17 protein-coding genes are annotated in these 23,060 nt (G+C 72.0%); all 17 read left to right on the top strand.

The window, feature by feature from the left end:
* The first annotated feature begins 38 nt into the window (after nucleotides 1-38).
* The 17 genes from ACFYPA_RS20680 to ACFYPA_RS20600 all read left to right on the top strand — a co-directional run bounded on the left by ACFYPA_RS20680 (nucleotide 39) and on the right by ACFYPA_RS20600 (nucleotide 23,048).
* Nucleotides 39-2,300 (top strand): iron-containing redox enzyme family protein, encoded by a 2,262-nt coding sequence (locus ACFYPA_RS20680; RefSeq protein WP_389133390.1) that lies wholly within the window; start codon nucleotides 39-41, stop codon nucleotides 2,298-2,300.
* Between the two features lie 11 nt (nucleotides 2,301-2,311).
* Nucleotides 2,312-3,574 (top strand): acyl-CoA dehydrogenase family protein, encoded by a 1,263-nt coding sequence (locus ACFYPA_RS20675; RefSeq protein ID WP_389133387.1) that lies wholly within the window; start codon nucleotides 2,312-2,314, stop codon nucleotides 3,572-3,574.
* Nucleotides 3,575-3,588: 14 nt separating this feature from the next.
* Complete coding sequence (locus ACFYPA_RS20670) at nucleotides 3,589-4,719, top strand: cytochrome P450 (RefSeq protein WP_359348594.1); 1,131 nt, start codon at nucleotides 3,589-3,591, stop codon at nucleotides 4,717-4,719.
* Complete coding sequence (locus tag ACFYPA_RS20665) at nucleotides 4,716-5,774, top strand: saccharopine dehydrogenase (protein ID WP_359312968.1); 1,059 nt, start codon at nucleotides 4,716-4,718, stop codon at nucleotides 5,772-5,774. The genes ACFYPA_RS20670 and ACFYPA_RS20665 overlap by 4 nt, the downstream gene beginning before the upstream one ends.
* Complete coding sequence (locus ACFYPA_RS20660; RefSeq protein WP_359082636.1) at nucleotides 5,767-6,921, top strand: saccharopine dehydrogenase C-terminal domain-containing protein; 1,155 nt, start codon at nucleotides 5,767-5,769, stop codon at nucleotides 6,919-6,921. Before ACFYPA_RS20665 ends, ACFYPA_RS20660 begins: the two co-directional genes overlap by 8 nt.
* Entirely contained in the window at nucleotides 6,914-8,218 is a 1,305-nt protein-coding gene (locus ACFYPA_RS20655; RefSeq protein WP_389133382.1) for a lysine N(6)-hydroxylase/L-ornithine N(5)-oxygenase family protein, read from the top strand. The genes ACFYPA_RS20660 and ACFYPA_RS20655 overlap by 8 nt, the downstream gene beginning before the upstream one ends.
* Before the next feature lie 3 nt (nucleotides 8,219-8,221).
* Nucleotides 8,222-9,307: an NAD(P)/FAD-dependent oxidoreductase gene (locus ACFYPA_RS20650; RefSeq protein WP_389133379.1), complete on the top strand. Its 1,086-nt coding sequence runs from the start codon at nucleotides 8,222-8,224 to the stop codon at nucleotides 9,305-9,307.
* The gene (locus tag ACFYPA_RS20645) at nucleotides 9,304-11,607 is read left to right on the top strand and encodes a class I tRNA ligase family protein (RefSeq protein ID WP_359348588.1); all 2,304 of its coding nucleotides are present in this window, start codon (nucleotides 9,304-9,306) and stop codon (nucleotides 11,605-11,607) included. Before ACFYPA_RS20650 ends, ACFYPA_RS20645 begins: the two co-directional genes overlap by 4 nt.
* A complete protein-coding gene (locus ACFYPA_RS20640) occupies nucleotides 11,604-14,939 on the top strand; it encodes an amino acid adenylation domain-containing protein (protein ID WP_389133374.1) in 3,336 nt (1,111 codons plus the stop codon). Before ACFYPA_RS20645 ends, ACFYPA_RS20640 begins: the two co-directional genes overlap by 4 nt.
* Nucleotides 14,936-16,471 (top strand): AMP-binding protein, encoded by a 1,536-nt coding sequence (locus tag ACFYPA_RS20635; protein WP_359312980.1) that lies wholly within the window; start codon nucleotides 14,936-14,938, stop codon nucleotides 16,469-16,471. Before ACFYPA_RS20640 ends, ACFYPA_RS20635 begins: the two co-directional genes overlap by 4 nt.
* Nucleotides 16,461-16,724 carry an acyl carrier protein gene (locus ACFYPA_RS20630; protein ID WP_359082644.1) on the top strand — a complete coding sequence of 88 codons (264 nt, stop codon included), beginning with the start codon at nucleotides 16,461-16,463 and terminating at the stop codon, nucleotides 16,722-16,724. The genes ACFYPA_RS20635 and ACFYPA_RS20630 overlap by 11 nt, the downstream gene beginning before the upstream one ends.
* On the top strand, nucleotides 16,724-17,335 hold the full coding sequence (locus ACFYPA_RS20625; protein WP_359082645.1) for a GNAT family N-acetyltransferase: 612 nt from the start codon (nucleotides 16,724-16,726) through the stop codon (nucleotides 17,333-17,335). Before ACFYPA_RS20630 ends, ACFYPA_RS20625 begins: the two co-directional genes overlap by 1 nt.
* A complete protein-coding gene (locus tag ACFYPA_RS20620) occupies nucleotides 17,332-18,420 on the top strand; it encodes a C45 family peptidase (protein ID WP_359082646.1) in 1,089 nt (362 codons plus the stop codon). Before ACFYPA_RS20625 ends, ACFYPA_RS20620 begins: the two co-directional genes overlap by 4 nt.
* Complete coding sequence (locus tag ACFYPA_RS20615; RefSeq protein WP_359082647.1) at nucleotides 18,417-19,676, top strand: MFS transporter; 1,260 nt, start codon at nucleotides 18,417-18,419, stop codon at nucleotides 19,674-19,676. The genes ACFYPA_RS20620 and ACFYPA_RS20615 overlap by 4 nt, the downstream gene beginning before the upstream one ends.
* Before the next feature lie 76 nt (nucleotides 19,677-19,752).
* Complete coding sequence (locus ACFYPA_RS20610) at nucleotides 19,753-21,072, top strand: ATP-grasp domain-containing protein (protein WP_359082648.1); 1,320 nt, start codon at nucleotides 19,753-19,755, stop codon at nucleotides 21,070-21,072.
* A gap of 162 nt (nucleotides 21,073-21,234) precedes the next feature.
* On the top strand, nucleotides 21,235-21,717 hold the full coding sequence (locus ACFYPA_RS20605) for an OsmC family protein (RefSeq protein ID WP_359082649.1): 483 nt from the start codon (nucleotides 21,235-21,237) through the stop codon (nucleotides 21,715-21,717).
* A complete protein-coding gene (locus tag ACFYPA_RS20600) occupies nucleotides 21,714-23,048 on the top strand; it encodes a M20/M25/M40 family metallo-hydrolase (protein WP_359082651.1) in 1,335 nt (444 codons plus the stop codon). Before ACFYPA_RS20605 ends, ACFYPA_RS20600 begins: the two co-directional genes overlap by 4 nt.
* Nucleotides 23,049-23,060: the final 12 nt, after the last annotated feature.

Here is a 23,060-nt window from a genome sequence, read left to right as displayed (position 1 = left end):
CGTACGGCACGTCCGATGACTGACCTCAGGGGCTGACCATGTCGACTGTCGCGCAATCGAGCTGCTCACCTTCCGACGATCTCCTCACCGACCGACTCACCTCGCTCCCCCTCGACCGGTTCGAATGCAGTCCGGGAACGGAGGAATCCGCGGCCGGAATTCTCGCCGGGGACCCCGGGGAGCTCTTCCGCCACCTCCTCCGCGACCAGGAGTCGGAGACGTCCGTGCTCGTCGCGCTGAGGGTCGTGATGGCCTTCTTACGGAGTGTTCCGGAGCCTGCGGACGGTTCTGCGCCCATGACCGTCGAGGACGTCGCCGGCGCGGTCGTCGACGTGACCCGCGAGGCCCGCGCCGACCTCGTCGCAGCGGTGGCGCGGACGGGCGGCGGGGACGCCGGAGTCCGCGGCGCCGTACTGCGCCGGAGGGCGCCCGTCGCCATGCTGGCCGGTTGCTGGCTGGACATCGTCTCCCAGCCGCTGACGCAGCCCTCGGTCATCGTCAACCAGCTGTTCCAGCACCACTTCCGGTACAAGGGCGAGGGCAACGAGCAGCGCGCGGTGGAGCACCTGCGGCGGCGCGCGCTGGAGGACGAGGGGGTGCGGCTGCCGGGCATCCTGGCCGAGGACTTCAACGCCCGGGCCGTCGTCCATCCGCTCACCGCGTTGCACGGTGCCTTCTTCGTCGCCCTGTCCCGGCTGCCGGGGCGCTTCCTTCCCGAGACGGTCGGGGTCCACTACGCCTTCCACGCCCTGGGCCTCGACGACCTGTTGTTCGCCACCGAGCCGGTACTGGACGAGGCCGCGGTACGGGCCCCGCTCGACGCCTATCTGGCGCTGACCGAGCAGTCGCCCGACGGTGCGGCGGAGCGCCGGCGGCTGCTCGGCGCGGTACGGCTCGTGGTCGCCATGGAGAAGGAACAGAGCGCGCTCCTGGCCGAAGTGGCCGATGAGGAAGCCGCGTTGTCGCTGGAGGCGAAGGCGGCCAGGATCCTCAGGCGCCACGCCCCGTTCGCCGGGAGCCAGCACCGTCGGGTGAAACTCGGCGACCGGCTGCTCGCCGATGTGCTCGGTGATCCCGGTCTGGACTTCGACGCGTTCATGGCCGAGTTCCGCTCCTCGTACCACCTGCGGGAACTGCGTTCGGGCGGATCGCGCTTCACGCGCGCGCTGAAGTTCGGCGGCCCGATGTTCGGGATATTCGACGCCGGGGAGTCGGCGGTGCTGGACGCCTGGGTGCGGGAGGTCCAGGAGGGCGTTCCCACGCCCGCCCCGGCCCCCGGCACGCCGGGCGCGGACGCCCGGGCGGCGGCGCGGCGGGCGGACCTGACCGGGACGGCCGCCGGGGACGGTGTGGTGTTCGCCGAGCCGCGGGAGACGTACGACGACCGGACCCTCTTCCACCGGCTGGTGCACGCCGAGTCCTTCCCCAGCATCCGCAGGGCCGCCGCGGCCCGCGCCGAACAGGGCCTGCTCGACGGCGAACTGCTGCTGGAACACGGGGCGGGCGGCCGGTACACCGACGCGTCATCCTTCACGTACACCCCGCAGGCGCTCCTCGACCGGGTGGACCGCGTCTACTGGGAGAAGCTGGTCGAGCCCTACCGGCCGCTCACGGAGATACCGGGCCGCGACGAGGTGATCTTCCATCAGATGACCTTCGCCCTGGCCAATCTGATCGACGGGACCTGGGCGTGCCGGATCGGAAACCTGGGCCGCTTCGACCGGCGGAGCGACGCCCTGCTCTTCGGCATCTACGCGGACGAGATGGGCCGCGGTGAGCTGGCGAAGAACCACGTCGTGCTGTTCAAGAAGGTGCTGGACAGCATGGAGTTACGGCTGCCGCACATCAGGGACGAGGCGTTCCTGGACCAGGGCGAGATCCCGGACAGCCTCTACGGCTTCTCCATCCACCAGATCTGTCTGTCGCTCTTCCCCGACAGCTACTACAACGAACTCCTCGGCTACAACCTCGCGATCGAGATGTTCGGCCTCGGCGAGGTGCGCCTGCACGAGATGGAGAAGCTGCGCCGGCACGGCTTCGACACCGCCTACGAGAAGACGCACCTGTCGATCGACAACTTCTCGGCGGGCCATGCCCGGCAGTCGGCCGAGATCATCATCTCCTACCTCGACGACGTCCGGCGCACCGTGGGCGAGGAGGCGGTGCAGACGGAGTGGCGCCGCGTCTGGCGGGGCTACGCCTCGTTCGCGTACTTCGTCGAACACCACCTGGTCAAGGAGATCCAGGCGTCCCCGGCCTCGGGTCCGGACGCCTCCGCCGACGCCGATCTGATGATCTGAGGGGCCTGCCGATGAGAACTCAGCTTGCCGGCCTCGACGAGAACCTGCTGGCTCTGCCCTTGTACGAGGACCACCACCGCTTCGCCGCGCGCCGGCTCGCGGGCTGGTGCCAGGACCGGGCTGAACTGTGGGAGGTACCCACGGACCGCGCCCCGGACGTCTCCGGGCTGCGCATCCTGCGCGCGCTGGGGGCCGACGGCTGGCTCGCCTTCCTGGACCCCGACGCCCCGTCGTCCGGCGAGGCGGCCGCTTCCGGCGACGGGACGGGGACCGCTCCCGGGCTGAACGGCGACTTCAGATCGCTGTGCCTGGCGCGGGAGGTGCTGGCGTACGCCGACGACCTCGCCGACTTCACGTTCTCCATCCAGGCCCTCGCGGCGACGCCGATCATCCGGTACGGGACCGAGGAGCAGAAGCGGCGCTACCTGCCGCCGATGGCGCGTGGCGAACTCGCCGGGTCCTTCGCCGTCACCGAGGAGGCGTCCGGCTCGGACCTGGCCGCTGTCGGGCTGCGCGCCGAGCGGGTCCCGGGCGGCTATGTGCTCGACGGCGAGAAGGCGTGGATCGCCAACAGCGGCATCGCGGGCGTGCACTGCGTGATCGCCCGGACCGGTGAGGGCCCCGGCGCGCTGGGGCTGACCGCCTTCCTGGTCCCGGCGGAGACCGGGGGGCTGAGCTGCGACCGGTCCGTGCGGATGGTCGCCCCGCGCTCGCTCGGCCATCTCGTCCTGGACCGGGCCTTCGTGCCGGACACGAGCGTGCTGGGCCGCCCCGGGCACGGCTTCGTCATCGCCTCGGACGTGCTGGAACGATTCCGCATGACCGTGGGCGCCGCCGCCGTCGGCTTCGCCCGGCGCGCCGCGGACGCCGCCGTCGGGCACGCCAGGGAGCGGAAGATCTACCGGGGCAGCCTGTTCGACCTGCCGTCCGTGAAGGCGGCGCTCGCCGACAGCGAGGTGGCGCTGAACGGCGCGGCCCTGCTCGTGGCCCGCGCGGCCTGGGAGATCGACCACGGCCGCCGCGGCTATCCGCGCCACTCCAGCATCGCCAAGCTGGCCGCGACCGAGTCGGCCCAGCGGATCGTCGACGCCACCGTGCAGATCTTCGGAGCGGCGGGGCTCGTCGCGGACAGCGTTCCCGAACGTCTCTACCGCCAGATCCGGTCGTTGCGTATCTACGAGGGGGCCTCCGAGGTCCAGCAGATGATCATCGCGGGTTCGCTCGACCGCAAGCCCGTACCGCCCCGCGCCCCCGCCTCAGCCGACGCCCTGTGAGAGGAACACCGAACGTGCTTTCCCCCGTCTCCGCCGTGACCCACCCGGATCCCTACCCGTACTACGCCGGCCTGGTGGCCGAGCGGCCGTTCCACTACGACGACACCCTGCGGATGTGGGTGGCGAGCGGTGCCGCGCAGATCACCGGCCTGCTGCGGCACCCGGACTGCCGGGTCCGCCCGGCCGCCGAGCCGGTGCCGCACGGCATCGAGGGAACGCCCGCCGGCGAGGTGTTCGGACAGCTGGTACGGATGACCGACGGCGACGTGCAGCAGCGGCTGAAGTCCGTCGTGGTCCGGGCCCTGACCGACACCGACCCGGACGCGGCCGCCCGGGCCGCCGAGCAGGTCACCCGCTCGTGCCTGGAGGGCGCGGCGGAGCCCCGGTTCGAGGAACTGATGCTCGCCGTCCCGGCCCGGGTGGTGGCCCGGCTGTGCGGGCTCGACGAGGGTGCGAGCGAGGAGGCGGCCCGGCTGATCGGCGTGTTCGTCCGGTGCATCCCCGCCTCGGCCACCCCCGAGCAGCAGCGGGAGGCCGCCGGGGCGGCGGGCAGGCTGCGGGAGCTGATGGGGCCGCGCGCCGACGGCGACGCCGAGGGGCTGCTCGGCGACCTGGTGCGGATCGCCGCGGGCGACGGCTGGAGCGACACCGCGCCGCTCCTCGCCAACGGCATCGGTTTCCTCTCCCAGACGTACGACGCGACGGCCGGGCTGATCGGCAACACCCTGGTCGCCCTGGCCCGGACCGAGGCCGCCCGGCAGGTCCCGCGCGAGCGGCTGCGCGAGGTGGTCGCCGAAGTGGCCCGCTTCGACGCACCGGTCCAGAACACCCGCCGGTTCGCCGCCTCCTCCTTCGTGTTCGAAGGGGCCAAGATCGAGGCGGGCGACGCGATCCTGCTGGTCCTGGCCGCAGCCAACCGCGATCCGGCCGCCAATCCGGACCCGGACGTCTTCCTGGCCGGCCGCCCGGAGCCCGCGGTCTTCACCTTCGGCGCCGCCGCCCACGGCTGTCCCGGCCAGGCGCTGGCCACCACCGTGGCGACCGCCGTGGTGGGCACCCTGCTCGACAGCGGCTTCGATCCCGCGACGCTCCCGGAGAACATCACCTACCGCCCGTCCGCCAACGGCCGCATCCCCGTCCTGTGAGCGCCGCCCACCTCTGGCTGCGGCACGAGACCCGCGCCACCGAGCGCCGCGCCCCGATCGTTCCGCCGGACGCGCGACGGCTGGTGGAGCAGGGGTTCCGCGTCACCGTGGAGGAGTCGCCGCAACGCGCCTTCGGACTCGACGGCTACACGGCAGCGGGCTGCTCCACCGCCCCGGCCGGCAGCTGGCGCGACGCGCCCGCCGAGGCCTATGTCGTCGGCCTCAAGGAGCTGCCCCCGGCACCGGAGGAGCTGGTGCACCGGCACATCTTCTTCGGGCACGCCTACAAGGGCCAGGAGGGCGCGGGCCGGCTGCTGCGCCGCTTCGGTGCGGGCGGCGGCGCGCTGCTCGACATGGAGTACCTGGTGGACGACGGCGGCAGGAGGCTCGCGGCGTTCGGCTACTGGGCGGGCTACGTCGGCGCGGCCCTGGCGCTGCTGCACCATCGGGGCGCGCTCGTGCCCCCGCTGCGGCCGTGGACCCGTCCGGAGCTGGACGCCGCACTCAGGGCGGCGGGCCGGGGGGCGCCGCCGCGCGCGATCGTCCTCGGCGCCCTGGGACGCTGCGGCCGCGGTGCCTGCGACGCCCTGGAGACCGCGGGGGTGCGGCCGCAGCGCTGGGACCTGGCGGAGACCGGGAACCTGGACCGCGAGGCGTTGCTCGCCGCCGATCTGGTGGTCAACGCCGTGCAGGTCGACAAGCCGGGGACGGTGTTCCTCACGCCCGCCGACCTCGACGACCCCGCCCGGCGGATCCGGGTCCTCGCCGACGTCACCTGCGATGTCACCTCGGACTGCAACGTCCTGCCGGTCTACGACGCGATCACCGGCTGGGACGCCCCCGCGCGGCGGCTCAGGGACGGGGACCACCCCGTCGACGTGATCGCCATCGACAACCTTCCCTCGCTGCTGCCCGGCGAGGCGAGCACGTCGTTCTCGGCCGCGCTGACTCCGCAACTGGAGCTGCTCGACACCGGATCCACCGCCTGGGAACGCTGCCTCGACCTCTTCAGGACCGCGGCCGAGGCCCATCGAAAGGAGACCAGCCATGACTGAGACCGTGCCGGCCGGCGGCACCGTCCACTGGATCGGAACAGGGCTGTCCAACGGCGGCGGACTGGCCCTGCTGTGCGACCGGGCCGACCGCGTCGTGGTGCACGGCCGCACCCGGGAGAAGGCGCGGCAACTGCTCGAGCGGCTCGGGCTGACCGGTCGCGCCACCACGGCGGCCCTCGATCCGGACGCGCTGGCGGCCACGCTGAACCGGGGCGACGTCGTCGTCTCGATGCTCCCCGCGACCGAGCACGCGCGACTGCTGCGCATATGCGAGGAGAGCGGGGCGCACTTCGCCTGCTCCAGCTACACCTCCGAGGAGATGGCCGCCGCGGGCCCCGCCGCCGAGGCGGACGGCCGGGTGATCCTCACCGAGGCGGGGCTGGACCCGGGCATCGACCACCTGCTCGCGCACCAGCTCGTGAGCCGGGCCCGCTCGGCCGTCGGCGAGGACGCGCGGGACGTCCGCTTCACCTCGTACTGCGGAGGACTCCCGGCCGAGCCCAACGACTTCCGCTACCGCTTCAGCTGGGCCCCGCGCGGGGTCCTCACGGCGCTGCTCTCGCCCGCCCGGCACGTGGCGGACGGCGAGGAACGCGTGGTGGAGCGCCCCTGGGAGGCGGTGGTCGCGCACCGGGCGGGCGGCGAGACCTTCGAGGTCTACCCGAACCGCGACTCGCTCCCCTTCCTGGACCAGTACGGCTTCCCGGCCGGCTGGCAGGTGCGGCAGTTCGTGCGCGGCACCCTGCGCCTGGACGGCTGGCAGAAGGCCTGGGAACCGGTCTTCGAGGAGCTGCGCACAGGCTCGGCGGAGAGCGTCGGCGCGCTGGCCGACCGGCTGGCCGCGCGGTATCCGACCGGGCCCGAGGACCGGGACCGGGTGGTGCTGTCCGTCGAGCTGACCGCGCACGACGCGGCGGGCCGGCCGTGGCAGGGGTCCTACTTCCTCGACCTGCGGGGCGGGGCGGACGAGTCGGCGATGGCCCGCTGCGTCTCGGTCCCGCTGGCGTACGGCGTCACGCGCGTCCTGGACGGGGCCGTACCCGCGGGCCTGCACCGGGCCGCCGGCAGCGGAGAGGAGGCAGCTCGCTGGATCTCGTTCCTGAACGACTACGGCATCCGATGTACGTATGAGGAGAGCTATGAGTAGGCAAGCGCACTACGACTGCGTCGGCATCGGCGTGGGTCCGGCGAATCTGAGTCTCGCATCCTTGTTGCACCGGCACACCGACCTCCCCAACGTGTTCATGGAGAAGCGGGAGAGCTTCGGGTGGCACGACGGCCAGCAGATACCCGGCGCCACGTTACAGGTGTCGATACTCAAGGATCTGGTGAGCCTCTCCGACCCGACCAGCCCCTTCTCCTTCCTGTCCTACCTGAAGGACAGGGGACGCATCTACCACTTCATCAACGCCCAGTTCAGTGACGTGCCGCGGCAGGAGTACCGCGACTACCTCGAGTGGGCGTGCCTGAAGAACGAGAACGTGGTCTTCGGCGAGACGGTCGAATCCGTCGAGTTCGACGGTGAGTTCGTGCTCCGCACCAACCGCCGTACCGTCACCGCGAACAACATCTGCCTGGGCATCGGCAACGAGCCCTGGGTGCCCGCCGAGGGCCGGGACAAGCTCGGCTCCGGCCACTTCCACGTCAGCGACTTCGTGGAGCGCGGCCGTGACCTCGCCGGCCTCCGGGTCTGTGTGGTCGGCGGCGGCCAGTCGGGCGCCGAGGCGTTCCTCGACCTGATCTCCCGGCCGCAGGACCAGCGGCCGCGCCGGGTGTCCTGGGTGTCGCGGCGGCGCAACTTCTCCCCCATCGACGACTCGCCGTTCACCAACGACTACTACATGCCCGGGTATTCGGACTACTTCTACGGTCTGGACGCGGAGACCCGCGCGACGTTCAACCAGCAGCACGTGCTGTCCAGCGACGGCATATCCGAGGCGACGCTGCGCGAGATATACCAGCGCATATACGCCGAGCGGTTCCTGCACGGGAACAAGGACCTGGTCGCCCTCTATCCGAACCGCTCCGTCATCGGCGTCACGCCGGGGGCCGGCGGGAACGGCGAATGGGCCCTGAGCCTCACCAACAGCAACCACCCGGGGGTGCTCGGCCAGGTCGACGCGGACGTCGTGGTGTGGGCCACCGGATTCCGCACCCGTACACCGGAGTTCATGGCACCGCTCTCCGACCGGATCGAGTGGGAGGGCGACGAGTTCCGGATCGACCGCGACTTCGCCGCCCGCTGGGACGGCCCGCCGGACCGCGGGATCTTCGTCCAGAACGCGGCCCTGCGCCAGCGCGGGCTCGCGGACAAGAACCTCAGCCTGATCGCCTGGCGGAGCCAGCGGATCGTCGACCGGCTGCGCGGAGTGCGCAGTGACGACCCGGACCCGTCGTTCGTCGAATGGTCGGCCAAGCTGCCGCTCGACGAAACGGCGGTGTGAGCCGTGAAGGACTTGGACATCGCTGTGGTGGGCGGCGGCATCATCGGCTGCCTGACCGCCCGGGAGGCCGTACGGCGGGCCCCCGGGGCATCGGTCGCCGTGCTGGAGGGGGACGCCGTCGGCTCCGGGGCCAGCCGCCGTTCGGCGGGGCTGCACTTCCCGCGCGGCGCCTCGGAGCGCGTACGCCGCATGTCGGCCTACAGCGAGCGGTTCTACGGCGGTCTGCGGGCGGCCGAACCCGGCCTGCCGGTCCATCCGGTCGGCCTCTCGGTGCTCGCGAAGGAGTCGGCGGGCGCCGAGATCCAGGAGCTCTACCTCGAAGGGGCCCGGCCCCGGCGCACGGACGCGCCGCCCGCCCCGCTGACCGTGCTGCCCGACGGGCACGCGGCGTGGACCTGTGACGGTGCCCAGTACGCGTACGTCGGCGCACTGGCCCAGGAGCTGGCGCGCGGCCTGCGCCCGGCGGTCTCGTTCCGCGAGGGCAACGGCGTCACCTCGCTGGAGCCGAAGGGGGACGGCTATCTGCTGGGCCTGGGCACCGGCGAGCGGTTGTACGCCGGTTCCGTGGTGATCGCGCCGGGGCCGTGGCTCGCCGCCCCGGCCTGGCGGTCGTACGTGGCTCCGCTGGGTGCCCGGGTGAAGAAGGTCGTCGCCCTCCACGTCGAGCAGGCGCCCGCCCCCGGGGACGGGGTGGTCGTCTTCCACGAGGAGGACGCGTTCCTGCTCCCGCTGCACGAACGGGGGCACTGGCTCTTCAGCTACACGTGCCAGGAGTGGGACGTCGACCCGGACCGGCTGTCCGGGGCGCTGACCGCCGGCGAACTCGCCGAGGCACGGGCGGCGCTGGCCTCGTGGGCGCCCGGAATGGCCGAACGGGCCGTCGGGGGGCGGGTGTTCTGCGACGCGTACAGCGAGAACCGGGAGCCGCTGGTCCGCGCGCTCGACCCGGACGGCGGGCTGGTGTTCGCCGGCGCGGCCAATGGCTCCGGTTACCGGCTCGGTCCCGCGATCGCCGCCGAGGCCGTCGATCTGCTCAGCGCCGCTCGCGGCGTTTTCCGCGCACAGGGGGACCAGGGGGATCACGCGTGATCATCAACACCTATTCGGCCGGAGAGCTGCACAGCGCCTTCGGCATCGAGATGAGTTCGATCGACGGGACGAGTGTCGGTACGGGCTGGGGGCGGGTCGTGCCCGGGGGGGCGTCGGACCCGCACCAGCACGACGAGACCGAGATGTTCGTCGTCGTGGCGGGCAGCGGGGAGATCGTGGCAGACGGCCGCCGCCACCCCGTACGGCCCGGCACCATCTGCCAGTTCGAGCCCTTCGAGACGCATGTCATCGAGAACACCGGCGACACCGACCTGCTCTTCTTCGACCTGTACTGGCGCGACCCGGACCTGGCGGCACGGGCCGCCGTGCCGGTTCCCACCCGCCGCCGGTTCCACGAGCGCCCGGTGTTCGTCTTCTCCACCCCGCCCACGCCCAACGGCGACCTGCACCTCGGCCACCTGTCCGGGCCGTACCTGGGCGCCGACGTGTTCGTACGCCACCAGCGGATGCGCGGGGTGGCGGCCTGGCACCTGACCGGCAGCGACGACTACCAGAGCTACGTGGCGGAGTGCGCGCGCCGCGAGGGCCGGGAGCCGGCCGACACGGCCGCGCACTACAGCGCCGAGATCGCCGAGACCCTGCGGCTGCTGGGCGTCGAGCCCGACCAGTACACCGTGACCGACCAGGACGAGGAGTACCGCGACGGGCTGCGCGGCTACTTCTCCCGGCTGGTGGACTCGGGAGGCGTACGGGCCCGCTCGACGCCCGCGCTCGTGGACGGCGAATCCGGCGACTACCTCTACGAGGTCGACGTGTCCGGCGGCTGCCCCGGCTGCGGTGCGGGCACCAACGGAAACATCTGCGAGGAGTGCGGCGAGCCGAACCTCTGCACCGACCTGACCGCCCCCCGCGCCCGCCGCTCCGACGCGCAGCCCCAACAGGAGGGCCTGACCCGGTTCGTGCTGCCCCTGCACGAGTACTCCAAGGAGGTCGCCGAGCACCACCGGCTCGGCCGCGTCCCGGCCCGGCTGCGGGAACTCGCGGACCGGGTCTTCGGGGGAGAGCGCCTCGACGTGCCGGTCAGCCACCCCGCCGCGTGGGGGGTGCCGCCGGCCGAGCAGGACGTGGACGGCCAGGTGATCTGGGTCTGGCCCGAGATGAGTTACGGATTCCTGCACGGCATCGAGCGGCTGGGCCGCCGGCTCGGGAAGGGCTGGCGGGCGGACGCCCCGGAGCAGGACTGGAAGGTGGTGCACTTCTTCGGCTACGACAACACCTTCTACCACGCGGTGCTCTACCCGGTCCTCTACCGGCTCGCGCACCCGCGGTGGAGCCCGGACATCGACTACCACGTCAACGAGTTCTATCTGCTGGACGGTTCCAAGTTCTCCACCAGCCGCCGCCACGCGGTCTGGGGCAAGGACATCCTCGCCCCGGAGACCGTCGACGCGGTGCGCTACTACCTGGCGCTGACCCGGCCCGAGACGGAGCGCACGAACTTCGAACCCGACGCGTACCGGGAGGCCGTCGAGACCGTACTCATCGGCGGCTGGGAGTCCTGGCTCGACGATCTGGGAACCCGGATCGACCGCGACTACGACGGGTGCGCCCCGGACGCGGGCGTGTGGACGCCGGAGCACACGGCGTTCCTGGACCGGCTGAACGCACGGCTGGCGGCGGTCTCCAACAGCCTGGGCCAGGACGGGTTCTCGCTGAACCGGGCTGCCGCGGCCCTGAGCGGGATCGTGGCGGACACCCGTGAGTTCGCGGCGGTCGAGTCCCGTACCGCCGGGATCGGCAACTGGAAGGACGAGGCCCGCACCGCGGTGGCCCTGGAACTGGCCGCGGCCCTGCTGCTGGCCCGCTGCGCGGCGCCCGTCATGCCGGGTTTCGCGGGCCGGCTGGCCGAAGCGCTCGGTGCGCCCGATCTGTCGCGGTGGCCGGGGACGACGGAGCTCGTGGCAGCGGGCACGACGGTCCGGCTGGCGGGGCGCAGGTACTTCAGCGCCCTTCCCGCGCAGCCCCGTCAGGCGCGGGACGCGTCCGAGGTGGCCGGTGACGACGGCGGGGCCGGACCGCTGGCCGGCTGGCTCGCCGACCGGGTGCGGGAGACCCTGCGGCTGCCGGACGGTGAACCGGTCGCGCACCGGACCCCGGCGGAGCTCGGGATGTCCTCGCTCCAGGCCGTCGCGCTCCAGTACCAGATCCTCGAACACACCGAGGTCGACCTGACCATGGACGAACTGCTGGGCGGCGGTGACGTGAACGCCCTGGCCGCGGTGCTGGCCGAGCGGGCACCGGAAGCCGACGCGGCGACGGCGGAGGTGTCGCGCATATGAGCAGCACGGAGGTACTGCGGGACATCGAGTCACGCGGTCTGAGCCTGACCGCCGAGGGCGAGAACCTGCGTCTGCAGGGCCCCAAGGAGCGGGTGGATCCCGGCCTGGTGGCCCGGATCAGGGAGCACAAGGCCGGGCTGCTGGCCCACCTGGCCGAGACGGCGGACACGGACGGCACCGCGTTCGCCCTCACCCCGCTCCAGCAGAGCTATCTGTTCGGGCGCAGCGACATCTTCGAGATCGGGAACGTCGGCAGCCACACCTTCCACGAGATCGAGGGCTGCTGGGACATCGACCGGCTGGAGGAGGCGCTGCGCGGCGTCGTCGCGCGGCACGGCGCCCTGCGTACGGCGTTCACCGCGTCGGGTGCCCAGGTCGAGCGGCCGGCGGCGCGGGTGGCCATCGGGCGGCTCGACCTGCGGTCACGGAACGCGGAGGAGGCCGCCGAGCAGCTGATCGCGCTGCGCGAGGAGCGCTCGCACCGCGTCCTGGCGGCGGACCTGGCCCCGCTCCTCGCGGTCGACGTGACCGTGCTCGACGACACGCGCATGGTGATGCACGTCGGCCATGACGGCCTGGTGATGGACGGGATCAGCATGTTCCTGTTCTTCCGCGCCTGGTGGACGCTGTACGAGGAGGGGCCGGACCCGGACGCTCCGGAGGAGACCCCGTTCCCCACCTATGTGGAGGCGCTGGAGAAGGCCCGGACCAGGGCGCCCGCCGAACGTTCGCGCCGCTACTGGGAACAGCGTCTGGACACGCTCCCCGGCTGCCCGGAACTGCCCCTGGCCGCCGATCCGGCGACCGTCGCACAGCCCCGGTTCATCCGGCGCGAGATCCGGCTCGACCCCACCGCCTGGGAACAGCTCCGCAAGCGGGCCGCCGCGGCGGGGGTGACCCCGTCCTGTCTGCTGCTGGCTGCGTACGGGGAGACGCTGGCGACCTGGGGGGCGGGGCCGCGCTTCACCGTGGTGACCACCGTCGCCAACCGGCCGCCGGTCCACCCCCGGATCGACCGGGCCATCGGCAACTACTCCGACACCCTGCTGGTCGAGCTGGACACCGACCGGTCCCGCCCCTTCGAGGACCGGGTGGCGGCCCTCGGCGGACAGCTGCGCCGCGACCTCGACCACCGTCACCACTCGGGCATCGACGTGATGCGCGAACTGGCCAGGCGCCGGGGCGGCACGGCGCGGGCCCGGATGCCGTTCACCTTCAACAGCGCGATCGACTACGTGGACGACGAGCTGGACGGCACGTACACGGAGGCCTTCGGCAAGCAGACGTACGCCGTGAGCCAGACCCCGCAGGTGTGGCTGAACGTCTTCGTGATGCAGCGGCACGGCGGGCTCGTCATCCAGCTCGACGGGGTCGAACAGCTCTTCCCGGACGCCCTGCTGACCGATCTGGCCGAGGGGTACCGGACCCTGCTCACCGCTCTGCTCGACCCGGAGAGCCGGCAGCGCCGGGACTTCGACCTGCTGCCGCCGGCCCAGCGGGCCCGACGTGCCGCGGCCAACGACACGGCCGGGCCGGTCCCGGACGGGTTCCTCCAGGACCGGTTCCTGGACCGGGCGGCCCAGAATCCGGACGCCCCCGCGATCATCACGGCGGACCGCACGATGAGTTACGGCGAGCTGCTCCGGCGGGCCACGCGGGCCGCGGTGTGGCTGCGGGAACAGGGCGTGGAACGCCAGGAACTCGTCGGACTCGTCATGACCCGCGGTCCCGAGCAGGTCATCGGGGTGCTCGCGACGGCGCTGGCCGGCGCGGCCTACCTGCCGGTCGACGCGTCGCTGCCCGAGGCCCGGCAGGAGTACATGCTGGACGACGGCCGGGTCCGTCACGTGCTGACCAACTCCGGTCACCGCCCGGCCGGGGGGCGTGCCGTCCTCGCGCTGGACGCCACCGCGGAGGCGGGCACCGGACCGGTGGAGCGCCTGGCCGCGCTGCCGGGCGCGCACCCCGACGACCTGGCCTATGTGATCTACACGTCGGGGACCACGGGGAAGCCCAAGGGCGTGATGGCCACGCACCGCGGGGTCCTCAACATCGTGGACGACTGCAACAGCCGGTTCTCCGTCACGGCGGCGGACCGCTTCTTCGGGATCAGCGCGTTCAACTTCGACCTGTCCGTGTACGACTTCTTCGGCGCCCTCGCCGTCGGCGCGGCCGTGGTGCTGCCCGATGCCGAGCACGCCGCGGACCCGCGGCACTGGCTGGCCCTGTGCGAACAGGCCCGCGTCAGCGTGTGGAACTCGGTGCCGGCCATCGCCTCCCTGCTGCAGGACCAGGCGGCCACCGACGGCGGCGCGGTGCCGGACTCCCTCCGGCTGGTCATGATGAGCGGCGACACGGTGCCCTCGGCACTGCCCGGCAAGCTCCGCGCGCTCTGGCCGGAGCTGGACGTGTACTCGCTGGGCGGAGCGACCGAGACCACGATCTGGAGCATCCTGCACCCGATCGACCCGGGCGCGGACCCGGGCGAGCCGGTCCCGTACGGGCGGCCCAGCCTCAACAACCGGGTGTACGTGCGCGACCGCGACGGGCTGGACGCCCCGGACGGGGTGGTCGGCGAGATCTGTTTCGCCGGCGTGGGCACGGTGCCCGGGTACTGGGGCGACGCGGAACGGACCGCCGAGCGGTTCGTCGACGACGCCCGCAGGGGCGAGCGGCTCTACCGCACCGGTGACCTCGGGCGCTTCCTGCCGGACGGGAACGTGGCGATCCTGGGCCGCAGCGACGACCAGTTCAAGGTCAACGGCTTCCGCATAGAGGCCGGGGAGGTGGAGACCCGACTCGTCGCACTCCCCGAGGTGGCGGAGGCATCCGTCGTACGCCACCGGGGCGACGGGGGCGACCGGCTGGTGGCCCACGCGGTTCCCTCGGGCGAGGACCGGCCGGGCATGGCACGGATCCGCGAGGCGCTGAGCGGCGAACTGCCCGGCTACATGATTCCGTCCGCGGTCGTCTGGCACGAGACCCTGCCGCTCACCGGGAACGGCAAGGTCGACCGGGGCAGGCTGGCCGCCGTCGCCCCCGCCGAGGCGGCCCCCGCCCTCGCGGGCGCGGCGGGCGCGGCACCCGGAAGCGAGACGGAGAAGGCGGTCGCCGCGATCTGGGCGGGTGTCCTGGAGACGGCGGACGTACCCGTCGGCACCCCGCTCTACGACCTGGGCGGCACCTCCATCGGAGCGGCCCGCATCTTCACCGCCATCCGCAAGCGGTTCGGCGTCACGTTGCAGCTGAACCGGCTTCCCGAGGTGGAGACGGTCCGGCTGATGGCGGCGCACATCGACGCGCACGCGCCGAAGGAGGCGGGCCGGTCATGAGCGACTCCGTGATCAACACGGTGGTGGGCGGACCGCCCGCCACCGGCCACCGCATCTCCTTCGCCCGGCTGGGCGGCTCCCGCACGATGGACCTGACCGAGCTCTACGCGATGTCCGGGCGGGTCGCCGCCCGGCTGCGGGAGCTGGGGGCAGGGCCGGGCGACCGGATCGGCATCCTGGCCGCCAACTGCCTGGAATGGGTGCTCCTGGACCTGGCCGCCCTCCGGATCAAGGCCGTCACGGCCGGATTCGAACCGGGCAAGTTCCTCGAACCGCAGGGCCTGATGGAGCAGTACGGCCTGACCCTGCTGTTCACCGACCGGGCACCGGAGCAGCCCGTGCCGGGGGTGCTGCCGCTCACCGAGGTCATGGAGGCGGCCGGCCGCGAGGACGTGGAGCAACCGCTTCCGGTCCGCTACGCGCCGGACGAGGTGACCACGGTCAAGTTCACCTCGGGGAGCACGGGCGTACCCAAGGGGCTGGCCGCCACGGTCGGCAGCATCGACTCCTCGATGAACGCGGTCCAGGAGATGTTCGACCACGGCAGGGACGACGACCTCTTCGTCTTCCTGCCGCTGTCCCTGCTTCAGCAGCGCTACTGGATCTACTCGGCGCTGTGCTTCGGGCACGACGTCACCGTCAGCACGTACGAGGCGGCGTTCGCGACCCTGGGCCGGTCGCGGCCGACCGTCGTCATGGGCGTCCCCGCCTTCTTCGAGGCGGCGAAGAAGCAGATCCAGCGCCACGCGGAACGTGCCGCCGGGCCGGACCCGCAGGAGGACCGGCGGGCCGCCGGCCGGAAGGTGTTCGGGGACCGGATCCGCTACATGTGGACCGGCTCCGCCCCGGCCGACCCCACGGTTCTGCGCTACCTCACCGAGTCCGGACTGCCCGTCTACGAGGGCTACGGGCTGAACGAGACGTGCATCGTCAGCAAGAACCACCCCGGTGCCCATCGCGAGGGCAGCGTGGGCCGGGTGCTGCGGGGCAAGGAGGTGCTGTTCGACGACGACGGCGTGGTGCTGGTGCGCAGCGACCATCCGGTCAACCACGCCTACGAGTTCGCCCGGCCCGGCGACTCCGAGCGCATCTTCGTCGGTGACGGCGTGGTGCGCACCGGCGACATCGGCCACATCGACGAGGACGGCTTCCTGTTCATCCAGGGCCGGGCCGACGACGTGATCGTGCTGGGCAACGGCAAGAAGGTGATCGTGCGCCCCGTCGAGGAACGGATGCGGGCCGCCGCCGCGATCGAGGAGTGCGTGGTGTTCTGCCCCGCGCAGACCCACCTGGTGGCGCTGGTCTCACCGGCCCGCGAACCGGCCGACCTGGACGCCATCGAGGACCAGCTCAACCGGGTCAACGCCGGGTCCACCCCCGACGAACGCATCAGCAGGGTCGTCGTCGCCGACGAGCGGCTGAGCATCGAGAACGGCCTGCTCACCTCGCAGTTCAAACCCAGACGCGCCCGGATCCTCGCCGCCTACGAGGCCCGGATCCACGACAACAAGGAGGGCATCCATGCCCAGTGACATCGAACAAGCGGCACGCCAGGGCCTCGCGGCCGTACTCGAGGACGGCCCCGCCGCAAAGGACTTCGCCCTCGACGGAGAACTCGCGGGGGAGTACGGACTCTCCTCGCTCAACAAGGTCCTCTTCCTGACCTCGCTCTGCGGCGATCTGGACATCGACCTGTCCCGGCTCACCGAGCGGGACGTGGCCGCCATGCAGACCCTGCGCCAGGTCGTCGACCTCCTCGCCCCCCACTTCGGAAAGGTCGCCTGATGAGCTGGACGGACGCGGCAGGACGGGTGCTGGAGAACGACCGGGTGCGGATGCGCCCCCTGGTCGCCACCGACCGGGAGTCGGTGCACGCCGTCGCCATGGACTCCTCCATCTGGCGTTACTTCGTCACGGCGGTCGAGTCCGAGGAGGACTTCGACACGTTCTACGAAGCGATGCTGGCCGACCAGGCGTCGGGCAAGCGCGTCGTCTTCCACATCACCGACAAGGACAGCGGCCGGTGCGCGGGGAGCATGAGCTTCGGCAACCTCTCCGAGGCGGACCTGCGTCTGGAGATCGGCTGGTCGTGGCTGGGCACCGACTTCCAGGGCAAGGGCGTCAACCGCTGGGCCAAGTACCTGCTCCTGGAGCACGCCTTCGAGCGGCTCGGCGCGGAGCGGGTGGAGTTCAAGACGGACCAGCGCAACAAGCAGGCCCGGCAGGGACTGCTGAACATCGGGGCCCGCGAGGAGGGCATCCTGCGCAGCTTCAACCCGATGCCCGACGGCACCCGCCGGGACGCGGTGTACTACAGCGTCCTGCGCGCCGAGTGGCCCGCGGTGAAGGCGGAGCTGGCGGCCCGGCCGAAGGTGGTCCGGGGCGCAGGGGTGTGACCGGGACCGACCTCGCGTACCTGCGACTCTCCGGCAGCCCGTACGCGATCGGCCGCGGCCACGGCGAGGCGCGCGCCCGTGAACTGCGGGCGTTCGTCGACGACTCGCTGTGCCGGCTGAACCTGCTGCTGCCCGAGCCGGTCACCCGGGCCGGGCTGGCCCCGGTCGTCGAGGCGTACGACCGGGAGATCACGGCAGCCGTGCCCCGGCTGGCCGAGGAGATCACCGGGCTCGCCGACGGCATCGGGATCGACCGGGACCTGGCGGTGCTGCTCCAGCTGCGCCGCGAGGTGCTGGGCTACCGGCGGATACCGACGGCCGGCGACTGCACCACGTACGCGATACCGGGACCGGCCGGGGTGCTGGCGCAGACGGTGGATCTCAACGGGAACCTCGACGATCTGATCAGTGTGCTCGACGTGACCCCGGAGGGCTCCGGCCGCCGGGTGCTGCTGCTGAGCTTCGCCGGGCTGCTCGGCTACCTCGGGGTGAACAGCGACGGCCTCGCCGTGGGGCTGAACCTGGTCCTCGGCGGCGACTGGCACCCCGGGGTGCCGCCGTACCTGGCCATCCGGCACGTGCTGGAGAGCGCGGGGACGGTCGACGAGGCGGTACGGGTCCTGGAAGGACTGCCGCTGGCCAGTTCGCGTTCGTTCACCCTGTGCGACGCGACGCAGGCGGTCTGGGTCGAGGCGCTGGACGGCGAGCTGCGGTGCGTGCGGGCCGAACGGAGCGTCCACACCAACCACTTCCTGCACGAGGACTTCCAACCGCGCGACGCGATCAACGTGTTCGCGGGCAACTCCTCGCGCCGGAGGCTGGAGGCCTGCCGGGCCGGCCTCGACGCACTGGGCGAAGGGGCGCCCGCGCAGGAGCACTTCGCGCTGCTCTCCGCCCCGCCCATCTGTGTCACCGGCACCGGGGACATCCGCCAGGAGCGGACGGTCGCCGCCGTCGTCCTGGTGCCCGGGCGGGGCGAGCTGTACATCCGGCCGGGCGATCCGTCGACGAACGCCACCCGGCGGTTCTCGATGACGGACGCGGACCCGGCCCCCGACGAGGAGAAGGAGGCTTTTGCCGCATGACGAAGAGCAAGACCGGCGCGGAGGCCGCGGTCTGGTCCACTTTCCGTGAGGCGCCGCTCGCCGCGAAGACCGTACTGGCGGGCATCTTCATCAGCCGCCTGGCCGGGTTCCTCAACATCTTCCTGGTGCTCTACCTGACGTCACAGGGGTACTCCTCCACACAGGCGTCGATCGCGCTGGGCGTCTACGGGGGCGGGGTGGTCCTCGGTGTGCTGATCGGCGGCACCCTCTCCGAACGCCTCGGTGCCCGTAACACCACCGTGGTCAGCATGGCGAGCTCCAGCCTGATGCTCGCCGGGCTGCTGTACCTGCCGAACTACGGGTCGATCCTGGTGGCGGTCGCCCTGGCCGGTCTGGCCGGGCAGATGTTCCGGCCGGCGGCCACGGCCCTGCTGTCGCAGCTGACCGACGACGACCGGCAGGTGATGATCTTCGCGATCTACCGGTTCGGGCTGAACCTCGGCGCCATGGCGGCACCGCTCATCGGCTACGCCCTGTACAACGCGGGGGGCGACAGCTACACCCTGCTGTTCTGGGGCGAGGCGTGCGCCGCGCTGGCGTACGCGGTCCTGGCCTGGACGACCCTCCCCGCCCGGGCCGCGTCCGGCGAGGCGGACGAGGAGGAACGCGGCAGCTACGCCGCCATGCTGGGCGACCGCCGCTACGTGTTCTACCTGATCGCGATCCTGGTGCACTCGGCCGTGTACGTGCAGTACCTGTCGACCCTGCCGCTCAACGTCACCGAGGCCGGGGTGTCGGTCTTCTGGTACACCCTGGCCGTCGCGCTCAACGGCTTCATGGTGATCGCCTTCGAACTGCCGCTGACCAAACGGACCCAGACCTGGCCCTTCCGGCTGACGATCGGCATCGCCTTCCTGACCCTGGCCGGCGGTGTGGCGTTCTACGGGCTGCCGATGGGACCGGCCGTCATCATGGCGGGCACCCTGATCTGGTCGCTGGGCGAGATCATCGGCGGGCCCGCGATCTTCGCCTACCCGGCGGTCTCGGCTCCGGCCCACCTGAAGAGCCGGTACATCGCCGGTTTCCACTTCGTGTTCGCGCTCGGCTCGGCCCTGGGCCCGATGGCCGGGGGCTGGCTCTTCGCGGAGCTGGGCCACCGGGTGTGGCCGGTACTGGCCCTGGGCTCCCTGATCGCCACCACCTTCGCCATGGTCGCCGTACGCAGCCCCAAGGGCGTGCCCGATCCGGCGGGCGAGAGCCGGAGCGAACCCGCGGCCGACGCGTCGGCCGCCTGATCCCGCACCGGGCGGCGGACGCCCGGAGAGCAGCACCGCACTCACTCCACTCACCGCACTCACAGCAGGAGTACTCATGCAGCAGGAGAAGCCCCAGGCGTTCATCCTCACCGGCGCGTTCTGGGTGGTGTGCCGCAACCCCCTCTACCTGACCGAGCTCGCCGACCGGGGCATCAAGATCCTGGTGATCACGGCGGCGATATGGCGGGAACAGGCCCTGGCCTGTATGAGCGAGGAGGGGCATCCGGCGGCGTCGATCCATGACATCGCGTTCGTCGACGGCGAGCTGAACGTCGAGGGCTCGTTCACCGCGGGCACGGTGTCGGCCACCCGCCGGTGGCAGGACACGTACACGATCGTCGGCGTCCACTCGGTGGGCGAGACGCTGGTGGAGCCCACCGGGCTGCTCGCCGACGCGCTGGACCTGCCGTCGCCCGGTCTGCGGGCCACCCGGGCCTGCCGCAGCAAGTACCTCCAGCGCTGGTACATGCCCGACCTCAGCCCGTGGTCGGTGGTCGTACCGGCCGCGGACCGCCCGACGTTCGACTGGTCGGTCGTGCCCTACCCGTGCGTGGTGAAGCCGGCCAGCCGGCACTCCAGCTCCGGAGTGGTGACCGTGCACGACGCGCAGGGGCTGCGCGAGCAGATCACGACCTACCCGGAGCACGAGATCATCCTGGTCGAGCAGAAGGTCATCGGCCAGGAGTACTCCGTGGAGACCCTGGTGCAGAACGGCAAGCCGGTGTTCGCCTCCGCCACCCGCAAGGAGACGACGGACTCCTACGCCCACACCTTCGTGGAGCTGGTGCACGCGGTGCCCTGCGAGGACCCCGGACCGACCGCCACGCTGCTCGCCGCCAACCAGCGCATGCTCGACCTGCTCGCCTTCGAGAACGGGATCGCCCACTCGGAATGGCGCATCGACGCGTCGGGCCGGGCCTTCCTGATGGAGGTCGCCGCCCGCACGCCGGGCGACGGCCTGATGGCGCTGTACCAGCAGGCGACCGGGCGGGCGGTGGAGCCCGAGATCGTCCGGGTCGCCCTCGGTGAGAGCGCCACGTACCCGGAGGCGCGGCGGTTCGCCCGCCAGGTGTACGTGGAGCACAAGCCCGGCACGCTCCAGGACGTCACGGTCGACTGGCCGGACGTCGAGGTGAGCTGGGTCGGCGAGAAGGGCCTGTGGCCGGAGATCGAGTCGGGTCCGGCGGACGCCCCGCCCGCCCTGCGCGCGGTCCTCGTGCTCAAGGACCGGGGAGCGAAGCTCTCCGAACTCGCCAGCTCCGACGACCGCGCGGTGGCCTTCTTCATCGACGCGGCGACGGCCGAGGAACTGGACACCCTGGAACAGCAGGTGCGGTCGGCCCTCACGGTCCGCACGGAGCCGCTGCCGGTCTGATCCCGCCCGTCCGCCCCCACCACTCCGGGGGCCGCCTCCCGAGGAGGCCCCCGGAGCGGTGGAGCCGCACCCGCACCGAGAGGGAGCGGCCGGTGCCGCCCCCGCACCGAGAGGGAACGGCCGGAACCGCACCCGCACCCGCACCGAGACGAGGAGCACGTGGTGACCACACTGCACGCGTACGAGACCGAGGTGACCTGGACCGGGAACCTCGGCGAGGGCACCAGCCACTATCTGGCGTACGAACGCGACCACGAGGTGACCGCCGCCGGACCGCCCCCGATCGCGGGGAGCGCGGACCCGGCGTTCCGCGGCGATCCGGAGCGCTGGAATCCGGAGCAGCTGCTGCTGGCCTCGCTCTCCCAGTGCCATCTGCTCTGGTACCTGCACCTGTGTTCCGTGAACGAGGTCGTGGTGACCGGGTACCGGGACCGGGCAGGGGCCGTCCTGTCGGAGGACGGGAGCGGTGGCCGGATGACCGAGGCGGTGCTGCGGCCGCGGGTCGAGGTCGCGGACGCCGGGATGGTGGAGAAGGCGATGGCCCTGCACGCGGACGCGAACCGGGCCTGCTTCATCGCCAACTCGGTGAACTTTCCCGTGCGGCACGAGCCGGCCGTGAGCGTGCGCGAGGCGGAGGATTCATGAGCGGGACCGGGACGACGCGGGCCGGCTCGGGTGAGAGCGCCGAGAGCGAGGTCGTCGACCTCTGTCGTGACCTGATCCGGATCGACACCAGCAACTACGGGGACCACTCGGGGCCGGGCGAGCGGGCGGCCGCCGAGTACATCGCGGAGAAGCTTTCCGAGGTCGGTCTGGAGCCGCGGATCTTCGAGTCCCACAAGGGGCGTGCGTCGACGGTGGCGCGGATCGAGGGTGAGGACTCCTCCAAGCCGGCTCTGCTGATCCACGGCCACACCGACGTCGTCCCGGCCAACGCCCATGACTGGACGCACCACCCCTTTTCCGGGGAGATCGCCGACGGGTGTGTGTGGGGCCGGGGTGCGGTCGACATGAAGGACATGGACGCGATGACCCTCGCGGTCGTCCGCGACCGGATGCGCAGCGGGCGCAAGCCCCCGCGCGACATCGTGCTCGCCTTCCTCGCGGATGAGGAGGCCGGCGGGACGTACGGTGCCCGCTACCTCGTCGACAAGCACCCTGACCTGTTCGAGGGCGTCACCGAGGCCATCGGGGAGACGGGCGGCTTCTCCTTCACCGTCGACGAACGGCTGCGGCTGTATCTGATCCAGACGGCCGAGAAGGGCATGCACTGGATGCGGCTGACCGTGGACGGCACGGCCGGGCACGGTTCGATGACCAACGACGACAATGCCGTCACCGAGCTGTGTGAAGCCGTAGGCCGGCTCGGCAGGCACACCTGGCCGGTGCGGGTGACCAAGACCGTGCGCTCGTTCCTGGACGAGCTGTCGGACGCGCTGGGCACCCCGCTCGACCCGGAGGACATGGACGCCACACTGGCCAAGCTGGGCGGCATCGCCAAGATGGTCGGCGCGACCCTGCGCAACTCCGCGGCCCCCACCATGCTCGGCGCGGGCTACAAGGTGAACGTGATCCCCGGGCAGGCGACCGCCCACGTCGACGGCCGCTTCCTGCCGGGGTACGAGGAGGAGTTCCTGGCCGACCTGGACCGGGTCCTCGGCCCGCGCGTGCGGCGCGAGATCCTGCACCGGGGCCGGGCCCTGGAGACCGGGTTCGACGGCCACCTCGTGGAGGCGATGCGCCTCGCCCTGATGGCGGAGGACCCGATCGCGCGCGCGGTCCCGTACATGCTGTCCGGCGGCACGGACGCCAAGTTCTTCGACGACCTGGGCATCCGCTGCTTCGGCTTCTCGCCGCTGCGGCTTCCGCCGGAGCTCGACTTCGCGGGTATGTTCCACGGTGTGGACGAGCGCGTTCCGGTGGAGGGTCTGAAGTTCGGGGTGCGGGTACTCGACCGCTTCATCGACGCCTGTTAGCTCACGCGTTCG

It is taken from the genome of Streptomyces sp. NPDC005775 (assembly GCF_042871565.1).
Taxonomy (GTDB): domain Bacteria; phylum Actinomycetota; class Actinomycetes; order Streptomycetales; family Streptomycetaceae; genus Streptomyces.
The sequence above is the reverse complement of the archived record's forward strand: the minus strand, read 5'-3'. Positions and strand labels throughout refer to the sequence as shown.

Bases quoted from the DNA above. Each gene is read 5' to 3' on its own strand.
- ACFYPA_RS20630 (WP_359082644.1), top strand. From the start codon at position 16,461: ATGCCCAGTGACATCGAACAAGCGGCACGCCAGGGCCTCGCGGCCGTA.
- ACFYPA_RS20660 (WP_359082636.1), top strand. From the start codon at position 5,767: ATGACTGAGACCGTGCCGGCCGGCGGCACCGTCCACTGGATCGGAACA.
- ACFYPA_RS20640 (WP_389133374.1), top strand. From the start codon at position 11,604: ATGAGCAGCACGGAGGTACTGCGGGACATCGAGTCACGCGGTCTGAGC.
- ACFYPA_RS20655 (WP_389133382.1), top strand. From the start codon at position 6,914: ATGAGTAGGCAAGCGCACTACGACTGCGTCGGCATCGGCGTGGGTCCG.
- ACFYPA_RS20600 (WP_359082651.1), top strand. From the start codon at position 21,714: ATGAGCGGGACCGGGACGACGCGGGCCGGCTCGGGTGAGAGCGCCGAG.
- ACFYPA_RS20680 (WP_389133390.1), top strand. From the start codon at position 39: ATGTCGACTGTCGCGCAATCGAGCTGCTCACCTTCCGACGATCTCCTC.
- ACFYPA_RS20610 (WP_359082648.1), top strand. From the start codon at position 19,753: ATGCAGCAGGAGAAGCCCCAGGCGTTCATCCTCACCGGCGCGTTCTGG.
- ACFYPA_RS20615 (WP_359082647.1), top strand. From the start codon at position 18,417: ATGACGAAGAGCAAGACCGGCGCGGAGGCCGCGGTCTGGTCCACTTTC.
- ACFYPA_RS20675 (WP_389133387.1), top strand. From the start codon at position 2,312: ATGAGAACTCAGCTTGCCGGCCTCGACGAGAACCTGCTGGCTCTGCCC.
- ACFYPA_RS20625 (WP_359082645.1), top strand. From the start codon at position 16,724: ATGAGCTGGACGGACGCGGCAGGACGGGTGCTGGAGAACGACCGGGTG.
- ACFYPA_RS20635 (WP_359312980.1), top strand. From the start codon at position 14,936: ATGAGCGACTCCGTGATCAACACGGTGGTGGGCGGACCGCCCGCCACC.